Below are 8,901 nucleotides of genomic sequence, written 5' to 3' on the forward strand. Positions count from 1 at the left end.
CTGCGGCGCGAGCGGGGCGGCCTCCTCCTTGCGCGGGTCCTCGAAGTTCACGAACACCTGGAGCTGGTCCTGGATGATGCGCGCGGCGTAGGCCAGCGCATCCTCCGGCGAGACCGCGCCGTTGGTCTCGACCGTCATGGTCAGCTTGTCCTTGTCGAGATCCTGGCCCTCGCGGGTGGTCTCGATGCGGTAGCTGACCTTGGTCACCGGCGAGAACAGGGCGTCGACCGGGATCAGGCCGATCGGCGCGTCCTCGGGCCGGTTGCGCTCGGCCGGGACGTAGCCCTTGCCGGTGGCGACCGTGAACTCCATCCGGATCTCGGCGCCGTCGTCGAGCGTGCAGATCACGAGGTCGGGGTTGAGGATCTGGATGTCGCCGACCGTGCCGATGTCGCCCGCCGTGACGAGGCCGGGGCCGGTCTTGCGCAGCGTCATGCGCTTCGGGGTGTCGGTCTGCGAGCGGATGGCGATGGTCTTGATGTTGAGGACGATGTCGGTCACGTCCTCGCGCACGCCGGGGATCGAGGAGAACTCGTGCAGCACGCCGTCGATCTGAACCGAGGTCACGGCTGCACCCTGGAGCGAGGACAGCAGCACCCGGCGCAAGGAGTTGCCGAGCGTCGTGCCGAAGCCGCGCTCCAGCGGCTCGGCGACCACGGTCGCGACCCGCTTCGGATCGTCGCCGGTCGACACCTGCAGCTTGTTCGGCTTGATCAGCTCTTGCCAGTTCTTCTGAATGACCACGATCCTACCTCTCCTGTCGCGCGAGCCCGTGACCGGTCCGCGCTTCGGCCGGCCGGCGCTGCCCCTGAGCGCCGTCCGGTCCCTGAATCCGTTGTCCCGGCCCTAGGTCTCGCTGCCGACCCAGAGGACGGGCACGAAGCGATAGCCGGCGCCGTCCCGCGTCACGGTGCCGACCGCCGGGAATTCGAGGTGCGAGCCGGCCACGACGCTGCCGTCATCGGCGATTTCGTCGAGGATACGCTTGCGCGTCGCCCGGGCGCGCTCGCCGTCGACGTCGAAGGCGACGCCCGCCTCCGGCTGCTTGAACTGGATCGCCGGCATGTGCACGATGTCCGTCCACATCAGCAGGGACTTGTCCCCCGAAACGATCCGGAAACCGCAATGGCCCGGCGTATGGCCGGGGAGCGGGACGACCGTGATGCCGGGAACGACCTCCCCGCCGGACTGCAGGCGCATCCGCTCCCGATAGGGCGCCACGGCCCTGCGGGCGCCCTCGAAATAGGCCCTCGCCGCGTCCGGCGCCTGCGCCAGGGCGGCATCGGGCAGCCAATGCGCCGCCTCGTCGGCGTGCACGACGACCTCGGCGTTGGGATAGGCGGCGACGCCGTCCACGGTCAGGCCGCCGACATGGTCGGGATGCAGGTGGGTGACGAGGATCGTCCCGATCTCCTCGGGCAGGATGCCGACCGCGGCAAGTGCCGCCGGCACCCGTCCCATCGTCTCCGGGCCGAGCCTGCCGTATCCCGTATCGATCAGCACCGGCCTGCGGCCAGCTCCAGTGATCAGGAACGCGTTCAGCGTGATCCGCGGCGCCTCGGTGCGGGCGCCGGCGCGCTGAAGTGCGCCAGCTTCCGCCCTGGACACGCCCGTGACGAGATCGAGAGAGGCCTGGAACCAGCCGTCATTGAGCACGGTGACCGTGAGGTCACCGACGTTCCAACGCATGACCGCCGGGTAGGTCGTGTCGTCCGCCACCTGCCGCTCCGTCCCGCTCAGACGCGACGGCGCTTGCGCGGCCGGCAACCGTTGTGCGGGATCGAGGTCACGTCGCGGATCGAGGTCACGGTGAAGCCCGCGGCCTGGAGGGCGCGGAGCGCCGACTCGCGGCCCGAACCGGGGCCGGACACCTCGACCTCCAGGGTGCGCATGCCGTGCTCGGCGGCCTTGCGGGCAGCGTCCTCGGCCGCGACCTGCGCGGCGTAGGGGGTCGACTTGCGCGAGCCCTTGAAGCCCATCGCCCCCGAGGACGACCACGAGATCGTGTTGCCCTGCGCGTCGGTGATCGTGATCATCGTGTTGTTGAACGAGGCGGCGACGTGCGCCACGCCCGAGACGATGTTCTTGCGTTCGCGCCGGCGGACGCGGGTGGGTTCCTTGGCCATTTTTTGTCACTCGTCCTTCAGACGCGCCCGTAATTCCAGGTGCTCGGGATTCGTTTGAGATTTGGCGGCGCGGCCGTCGATTGGCCGATCCGCCACGCCGGCACCCTTCGCGGGACACCCGGCACGACGAAGAGAGGCCACGCGCCGCGTGACCCCCCGTGGTTCAACACATCACTTCTTCTTGCCGGCGATCGGCTTGGACTTGCCCTTGCGGGTGCGCGCGTTGGTGTGCGTGCGCTGGCCGCGCACCGGCAGGTTGCGGCGGTGGCGCAGACCGCGGTAGCAGCCGAGGTCCATCAGGCGCTTGATGTTCATCGAGACGTCGCGGCGCAGGTCGCCCTCGACCATGTAGTCGCGGTCGATCGTCTCGCGGATCTGGAGCACCTCGGCGTCGGTGAGCTGGTTCACGCGGCGCTCGGCCGGGATGCCGACCTTCTCGGTGATCTCCTCGGCCTTCTTCGAGCCGATGCCGTGGATGTACTGGAGCGCGATGACCACGCGCTTGTTGGTCGGGATGTTGACGCCTGCGATACGGGCCAAGGTCATGCTCCATGTGGCGCGGGCGAGACCCGGCCTCGGTGTGAAGGCGGCGCGCGTCCGGTGGAGGCCGGCCCCTGCGCGCCCGTCAACGACGAATCGGCCCACGGCCGCCCCCTGAAGGGCACCTCGGACCAGACGACGTATGGACGAAGACCGGCCTGCTAGCGCGAGCCGAGAGGTCTGTCAAGCCGTCAGGACGCGGCCGGCTCGACCAGGGCTTCGAGGATGGCGGCGACGTCGGCGGTGACGGCCTCGATCGGCTTCATCCCATCGACGGTGCGCAGCATGCCGCTGCCGGCATAATACGCCGAGAGCGGCGCGGTCTGGACCCGGTAGGCGTCGAGGCGCGACCGGAACACCTCCGGCGTGTCGTCCTTGCGCACCGGCTGGCCGCGGGCCGCGGTCTCCTCGGCGCGCCTGGCGATCCGGCCGACCAGCGCGCCCTCGTCGACCTTGAACTCGACGACGGCCGACAGCGACAGGCCCTTGCGCTCCAGCATCGCGTCGAGGGCCTTGGCCTGCTCGACGGTGCGGGGAAAGCCGTCGAGGATGAAGCCGTTGCGCGCGTCCGCCTCCTCGATCCGGTCGGCGACGATGCCGACGACGATCGCGTCCGAGACGAGGCCGCCGGCCTCCATCACCGCCTTCGCCTCGCGTCCGACCGGCGTGCCGCCGGCCACCGCCGCGCGCAGCATGTCGCCGGTCGAGAGCTGCGGGATGCCGAAGCGCGCGACGATCCGCTCGGACTGCGTGCCCTTTCCCGCGCCGGGCGGTCCGAGCAGAATGATCCGCATGGGCGTTTTCCTCGTCCGTGCCCGTCTCTCGGGGCTTCGTGGCGGCCGTTTCCCCGTCGCGAGCGAGCCGGAAGGGGGTGCCGAGCTCGTGATTCCGGGTGGATGTATCCCGGAGGTCAGCGCCGCCGCTGCGCGGTGGAGGCGCCGCGGAGCTTGGCCTTCTTCACCAGCCCCTCGTACTGGTGCGCCATCAGGTGCCCATGGATCTGGGCGACCGTGTCCATCGTCACCGAGACGACGATCAGCAGCGAGGTGCCGCCGAAGCCGAGGCTCGCCGAGGCGTAGGAGGCCAGGATCTCGGGCACGAGGCAGACGAAGGTGAGGTAGAGCGCGCCGATCAAGGTGATGCGCGTCAGCACCTTGTCGATGAAGGCGGCGGTGCGCTCGCCCGGCCGAATGCCGGGGATGAAGCCGCCGTGCTTCTTCAGGTTGTCGGCGGTCTCCTGGGGGTTGAAGACGACGGCCGTGTAGAAGAACGCGAAGAAGATGATCAGCGCGGCGTAGAGCGCCATGTAGAGCGGCCGGCCGTGGCCGAGATAGGCCGTCACGGTGGCGAGCACGCCGGTGCCCTGGTTGGCCGAGAAGCTCGCCACAGTCGCCGGCAGCAGCAGCAGCGAGGACGCGAAGATCGGCGGGATGACGCCCGCGGTGTTGAGCTTGAGCGGCAGGAACGAGGTCTGGCCCTCGTACATCCGGTTTCCGACCTGGCGCTTGGGGTAGTTGATCAGCAGCCGGCGCTGGGCGCGCTCCATGAACACGATGAAGTACACCAGCCCGATCGCCGCGACGCCGACGCCGAGGATCACCGCCGAGGACAGCGCACCGGTGCGCGACAGCTCCAGCGCGCCGATGATCGCGGTCGGCAGGTGCGCGACGATGCCGGCGAAGATGATCAGCGACGAGCCGTTGCCGATGCCGCGCGAGGTGATCTGCTCGCCGATCCACATCAGGAACAGCGTGCCGCCGGTCAGCGTGATGACGGTGGAGGCGAGGAAGAACGGCCCGGGCTCGATCGCGGCGCTGGAGCCCTGCAGGCCGATGGCGATGCCCCAGGACTGCACCAGCGCCAGCACCACCGTGAGGTAGCGCGTGTACTGGTTGATGACCTTGCGGCCCGACTCGCCCTCCTTCTTCAGCGTCTCCAAACTCGGGATCACCGAGGTGAGGAGCTGGATGATGATCGAGGCCGAGATGTAAGGCATGATGTTGAGCGCGAAGATCGCCATGCGCTCCACCGCCCCGCCGGAGAACATGTTGAACAGGCCAAGCACGCCGCCCGATTGCTGCTGGAAGTTGCGCGCGAACTGCTCCGGGTCGATGCCGGGGATCGGGATGTAGGTCCCGAGCCGGAACACCACGAGGGCGCCGAGCGTGAACCAGATGCGCTTCTTCAGCTCGTCGGCCTTGGCGATGGCCCCGAAATTGAGGTTCGCGGCGAGCTGCTCGGCGGCTGAGGCCATGGCCTGTGTCCTGATTGACGGTCACGGGGGAGCCGCGCGGCGCCCCTGAAAACGGAAGCGGCGGCCGCATGCGAGGTCGCACGGGCCGCCGCTCGAAGCTTCGACTTAAGGGGTCGGAAAGCGGTAGGCAACCGCGCTCAGGCGGTCGCCTCGCCCTTGCCGCCCTTGCCGCGGACCGAGACGCCGGCACCGTAGGCGACGACGACGCTGCCGCCGGCCTTCTCGACCGCCGCGACCGCCGACTTCGACGCGCGGGTGACCTCGAAGGCCACCTTGGCACTCAGCTCGCCGACGCCGAGCAGCTTCACGCCGTCCCGGGCGCGGGCGATGATCCCGGCCTGCACAAGCGCCTCGACCGTCACGGTCGCGGCGTGATCGAGCTTGCCCGCGTCGATCGCCTGCTGCACGCGGCCGACATTCACCTCGTTGAGGTCGGTCGAATACAGGTTGTTGAAGCCACGCTTGGGCAGGCGCCGGTGGAGCGGCATCTGACCGCCCTCGAAGCCCTTGATGGCCACGCCGGTCCGGGCCTTCTGGCCCTTCACGCCGCGTCCCGCGGTCTTGCCCTTGCCGGAACCGATGCCCCGGCCGACACGCATCCGGTTCTTGGTGGCGCCTTCGTTGTCGCGGATCTCGTTGAGCTTCATGGCGCCCTCCTCAAGCCGCGTCGTCGAGGACGCGCACGAGATGCGCGACCTTGCGGATCATGCCGCGAACGGAGGGTGTATCCTCCAGTTCCGACACCCGGTGAAGCTTGTTCAGCTTCAGGCCGACCAGCGTCTGGCGCTGGGAAGCCTCGCGGCGGATCGGCGAACCGATCTGCTCGACGCGGACAGTCTTGACTGACATGCTGCCCTCTCCCTTACGCGACCGCGGCTTCGGACTGGTCGGACGGGTCCGCATCGGTGCGCCGCGCCTGGAGCGTGGACACCTTGAGACCGCGCCGACCGGCGACGGAGCGCGGGCTGTCCTCGTTCTTGAGCGCCGCGAAGGTCGCGCGGACGAGGTTGTAGGGGTTCGACGAACCGAGGCTCTTGGCGACCACGTCCTGCATGCCGAGCGTCTCGAACACGGCGCGCATCGGGCCGCCGGCGATGATGCCGGTTCCTTGCGGCGCCGCGCGCAGGATCACCTTGCCGGCGCCGTGGCGGCCCTGCACGTCGTGGTGCAGGGTCCTGCCTTCGCGCAGCGAGATGCGCACGAGGCCGCGCTTGGCCGACTCGGTCGCCTTGCGGATCGCCTCGGGGACCTCGCGGGCCTTGCCGTGGCCGAAGCCGACGCGGCCCTTCTGGTCGCCGACGACGACGAGCGCCGCGAAGCCGAAGCGCCGGCCGCCCTTCACCACTTTGGCGACGCGGTTGATGTGGACGAGCTTGTCCACGAACTCGCTGTCGCGCTCCTCACGGTCGTCGCGGCGGCCGCGGCCGCCGCCTTCACGTTCACGTGCCATGTTGATCCCGTTTCATCTCACTGACGCGGGTGGCGGGCCCGCTCGCTTGAATCGTCACCGATGAAGCCGGCAGAAGCCGCCTTCACTCCGCCGAGAGTCAGAAGTCGAGGCCGCCTTCGCGGGCGGCCTCGGCCAGCGCCTTGACGCGGCCGTGGTACTGGTAGCCCGAGCGGTCGAACACGACCTTCGAGACGCCGGCGGCCTTGGCGCGCTCGGCGACGAGCTTGCCCACAGCCGACGCGGCGGCGACGTCGGCGCCGGTCTTCAGGTCGGCGCGCAGGCCCTTGTCGATCGACGAGGCCGCAGCGAGCGTGACGCCCGCCGCGTCGTCGATGACCTGGACGTAGATCTGCTTCGAGGACCGGAACACCGAGAGCCGGGGCCGGCCGTTGGCCGCGGCCCGCAGCGCGCGGCGCACACGAGCCTTGCGGCGATCGAGGGCTTCGAGTTTGCGTGACATGTCCTTCGCCCCCTTACTTCTTCTTGCCTTCCTTGCGGAAGATGAACTCGCCCGCGTACTTCACGCCCTTGCCCTTATACGGCTCGGGACCGCGATAATCGCGGATCTCGGCGGCGACCTGGCCGACGCGCTGCCGGTCGATGCCGGTGATCGTGATCTCCGTGGGCTTGGGCGTCACGATGGTGATGCCCGCCGGGATCGCGTACTCGATGTCGTGGCTGTAGCCGAGCGAGAGCTTCAGCGCCTTGCCGGCCATCGCGGCGCGGTAGCCGACGCCGGTGATCTCGAGCTTCTTCTCGAAGCCTTTCGACACGCCCTCGACGAGGTTCGCGACCTGGGTACGCGACGTGCCCCAGAGCGAGCGGGCCTGCTTGGACTGGTCCTTGGGCTGCACCGACACGGCGCCGTCCTCGAGGGCGACCAGCACCATGTTGGGGACGACGAACGCGAGTTCGCCCTTCGCGCCCTTCACCGTTACCGTCTGACCCGTGACCGACGCCGTGACGCCGGCCGGGACGGGGACGGGCTTCTTGCCTACGCGAGACATCTGCCTCTCTCCTTGTCCGGGATCAGAACACCTTGCAGAGCACTTCGCCGCCGACGTTGCGCTCGCGCGCCTCGTGGTCGGCCATGACGCCCTCTGGGGTGGACACGATGGTGACGCCGAGGCCGTCGGCGACGCGGGGCAGTTCGCCGACCGCCGAGTAGACGCGGCGACCGGGCTTCGACACGCGCTGAATCGAGCGGATGACCGGCTGGCCGTCGTAGTATTTCAGCTCGATCGCGAACTCGGTGCGGCCGTTGCCGAGGTCCGTGGTCGCGAAGTCGCGGATATAGCCTTCCGACTTCAGCACGTTCAGCACGTTAGCGCGCAGCCGCGAGCCCGGCGTCGAGACAACGTTGCGGCGGCGAAGCTGGCCGTTGCGGATGCGGGTGAGCATGTCGCCCACGGGGTCGTTGACCATGGGTGGCTCCTACCAGCTCGACTTGACGAGGCCAGGAATCAGGCCCCGGTTGCCGAGTTCGCGCAGCGCGATGCGCGACACGCCCATCTTGCGGTAATAGGCCCGCGGGCGGCCAGTGATCTCGCAGCGGTTGCGCACCCGCGTCGGCGAGGAGTTGCGCGGAAGCTCCGCGAGCTTGAGGCGCGCCTCGAACCGCTCCTCCATCTCGAGGCTCTCGTTGTTGGCGGTCGTGAGCAGGGCCTTGCGCTTGGCTGCGAAGCGTTTGACCAGCTCCTTCCGGTGGTTGTTCTGTTCGATCGAACTCTTCTTGGCCATTGTTCTGTCCTCCGGTGTCCGCGTCTAGTGCCTTTGAGGGGCGCCTACTGCCGGAACGGGAATTGGAAGGCGGCCAGCAGCGCGCGGGCCTCCTCGTCGTTGGTCGCGGTCGTGGCGACGACGATGTCCATGCCCCACGTCTGCTCGGCCTTGTCGTAGGAGATCTCCGGGAACACGAGGTGCTCCTTGAGACCGAGCGCATAGTTGCCGCGGCCGTCGAACGACTTCGGGTTCAGGCCGCGGAAGTCGCGCACGCGCGGCAGCGCGATCGTGACGAGGCGGTCCATGAACTCGTACATCTTCCGGCGGCGCAGGGTGACCTTGCAACCGATCGGCATGCCCTCGCGGACCTTGAAGGTCGCGATCGGCTTGCGCGCCCGGGTGATGACCGGCCTCTGGCCGGCGATCAGCGCGAGGTCGCCGGCGGCGACCGTGGCCTTCTTGGAATCGGTAGTGGATTCGCCGACGCCCATGTTGATGACGATCTTGTCGATCCGCGGAACCTGCATCGGGTTCTTGTAGCCGAACTGCTCGATGAGCTTCTGGCGGATGACGTCGTCGTAATGGGTGCGCAGCCGCGGGACGTAGGCGTCCTTGCTTGCCTCAGCCATCGATCAGATCTCCCGAGCGTTTGGCGAACCGGACCTTGCGCCCGTCGTCGAGAATGCGAAAACCCACCCGCGTCGGCTTGCCGTCATTCGGGTCGGCCACGGCGAGGTTGGAGAGATGGATGGCAGCCTCCTTGGAGATGATGCCGCCTTCCTGGTTCTGCGTCTGCTTCTGGTGCTTCT

General features: G+C 68.7%; 15 protein-coding genes. All 15 read right to left on the reverse strand.

What is annotated here, in order from left to right; genetic code table 11:
• The coding region (locus tag ACFE86_RS19325) for a DNA-directed RNA polymerase subunit alpha (RefSeq protein WP_375456947.1) at positions 1-744 on the reverse strand (744 nt) is incomplete at its 3' end.
• Positions 745-846: 102 nt separating this feature from the next.
• On the reverse strand, positions 847-1,689 hold the full coding sequence (locus tag ACFE86_RS19330) for an MBL fold metallo-hydrolase (protein WP_375456960.1): 843 nt from the start codon (positions 1,687-1,689) through the stop codon (positions 847-849).
• Positions 1,690-1,736: 47 nt separating this feature from the next.
• Positions 1,737-2,126 carry a 30S ribosomal protein S11 gene (gene rpsK / locus ACFE86_RS19335; protein WP_147725843.1) on the reverse strand — a complete coding sequence of 130 codons (390 nt, stop codon included), beginning with the start codon at positions 2,124-2,126 and terminating at the stop codon, positions 1,737-1,739.
• 171 nt (positions 2,127-2,297) lie between these two features.
• Entirely contained in the window at positions 2,298-2,666 is a 369-nt protein-coding gene (rpsM, locus tag ACFE86_RS19340; protein WP_375456948.1) for a 30S ribosomal protein S13, read from the reverse strand.
• A gap of 191 nt (positions 2,667-2,857) precedes the next feature.
• Positions 2,858-3,460: an adenylate kinase gene (locus tag ACFE86_RS19345; protein WP_375456949.1), complete on the reverse strand. Its 603-nt coding sequence runs from the start codon at positions 3,458-3,460 to the stop codon at positions 2,858-2,860.
• Positions 3,461-3,576: 116 nt separating this feature from the next.
• Complete coding sequence (secY, locus tag ACFE86_RS19350; RefSeq protein WP_375456950.1) at positions 3,577-4,920, reverse strand: preprotein translocase subunit SecY; 1,344 nt, start codon at positions 4,918-4,920, stop codon at positions 3,577-3,579.
• A 137-nt stretch (positions 4,921-5,057) separates the two neighbouring features.
• Positions 5,058-5,567, reverse strand: coding sequence for a 50S ribosomal protein L15 (gene rplO / locus ACFE86_RS19355; protein WP_375456951.1), 510 nt, complete (start codon positions 5,565-5,567; stop codon positions 5,058-5,060).
• Positions 5,568-5,577: 10 nt separating this feature from the next.
• The gene (gene rpmD / locus ACFE86_RS19360) at positions 5,578-5,769 is read right to left on the reverse strand and encodes a 50S ribosomal protein L30 (RefSeq protein ID WP_375456952.1); all 192 of its coding nucleotides are present in this window, start codon (positions 5,767-5,769) and stop codon (positions 5,578-5,580) included.
• A 13-nt stretch (positions 5,770-5,782) separates the two neighbouring features.
• Positions 5,783-6,370: a 30S ribosomal protein S5 gene (gene rpsE / locus ACFE86_RS19365; protein ID WP_375456953.1), complete on the reverse strand. Its 588-nt coding sequence runs from the start codon at positions 6,368-6,370 to the stop codon at positions 5,783-5,785.
• Positions 6,371-6,467: 97 nt separating this feature from the next.
• Entirely contained in the window at positions 6,468-6,830 is a 363-nt protein-coding gene (gene rplR, locus ACFE86_RS19370; protein WP_375456954.1) for a 50S ribosomal protein L18, read from the reverse strand.
• 13 nt (positions 6,831-6,843) lie between these two features.
• Entirely contained in the window at positions 6,844-7,377 is a 534-nt protein-coding gene (gene rplF, locus ACFE86_RS19375) for a 50S ribosomal protein L6 (protein ID WP_375456955.1), read from the reverse strand.
• 22 nt (positions 7,378-7,399) lie between these two features.
• On the reverse strand, positions 7,400-7,795 hold the full coding sequence (gene rpsH / locus ACFE86_RS19380) for a 30S ribosomal protein S8 (RefSeq protein ID WP_375456956.1): 396 nt from the start codon (positions 7,793-7,795) through the stop codon (positions 7,400-7,402).
• Positions 7,796-7,804: 9 nt separating this feature from the next.
• Positions 7,805-8,110 (reverse strand): 30S ribosomal protein S14, encoded by a 306-nt coding sequence (rpsN, locus tag ACFE86_RS19385; protein ID WP_375456957.1) that lies wholly within the window; start codon positions 8,108-8,110, stop codon positions 7,805-7,807.
• 44 nt (positions 8,111-8,154) lie between these two features.
• Positions 8,155-8,721, reverse strand: coding sequence for a 50S ribosomal protein L5 (rplE, locus tag ACFE86_RS19390; protein WP_375456958.1), 567 nt, complete (start codon positions 8,719-8,721; stop codon positions 8,155-8,157).
• Positions 8,714-8,901, reverse strand: a 188-nt coding sequence (rplX, locus tag ACFE86_RS19395; RefSeq protein WP_375456959.1) for a 50S ribosomal protein L24, incomplete at its 5' end; no start/stop codon positions are given. The genes rplE and rplX, both read right to left, overlap by 8 nt.

The organism is uncultured Methylobacterium sp., from assembly GCF_964244095.1.
In the GTDB taxonomy this organism is placed as follows: Bacteria; Pseudomonadota; Alphaproteobacteria; order Rhizobiales; family Beijerinckiaceae; genus Methylobacterium.

Bases quoted from the DNA above. Each gene is read 5' to 3' on its own strand.
- ACFE86_RS19330 (WP_375456960.1), bottom strand. From the start codon at position 1,689: ATGCGTTGGAACGTCGGTGACCTCACGGTCACCGTGCTCAATGACGGC.
- rpsK (WP_147725843.1), bottom strand. From the start codon at position 2,126: ATGGCCAAGGAACCCACCCGCGTCCGCCGGCGCGAACGCAAGAACATC.
- ACFE86_RS19345 (WP_375456949.1), bottom strand. From the start codon at position 3,460: ATGCGGATCATTCTGCTCGGACCGCCCGGCGCGGGAAAGGGCACGCAG.
- secY (WP_375456950.1), bottom strand. From the start codon at position 4,920: ATGGCCTCAGCCGCCGAGCAGCTCGCCGCGAACCTCAATTTCGGGGCC.
- rplO (WP_375456951.1), bottom strand. From the start codon at position 5,567: ATGAAGCTCAACGAGATCCGCGACAACGAAGGCGCCACCAAGAACCGG.
- rpmD (WP_375456952.1), bottom strand. From the start codon at position 5,769: ATGTCAGTCAAGACTGTCCGCGTCGAGCAGATCGGTTCGCCGATCCGC.
- rpsE (WP_375456953.1), bottom strand. From the start codon at position 6,370: ATGGCACGTGAACGTGAAGGCGGCGGCCGCGGCCGCCGCGACGACCGT.
- rplR (WP_375456954.1), bottom strand. From the start codon at position 6,830: ATGTCACGCAAACTCGAAGCCCTCGATCGCCGCAAGGCTCGTGTGCGC.
- rplF (WP_375456955.1), bottom strand. From the start codon at position 7,377: ATGTCTCGCGTAGGCAAGAAGCCCGTCCCCGTCCCGGCCGGCGTCACG.
- rpsH (WP_375456956.1), bottom strand. From the start codon at position 7,795: ATGGTCAACGACCCCGTGGGCGACATGCTCACCCGCATCCGCAACGGC.
- rpsN (WP_375456957.1), bottom strand. From the start codon at position 8,110: ATGGCCAAGAAGAGTTCGATCGAACAGAACAACCACCGGAAGGAGCTG.
- rplE (WP_375456958.1), bottom strand. From the start codon at position 8,721: ATGGCTGAGGCAAGCAAGGACGCCTACGTCCCGCGGCTGCGCACCCAT.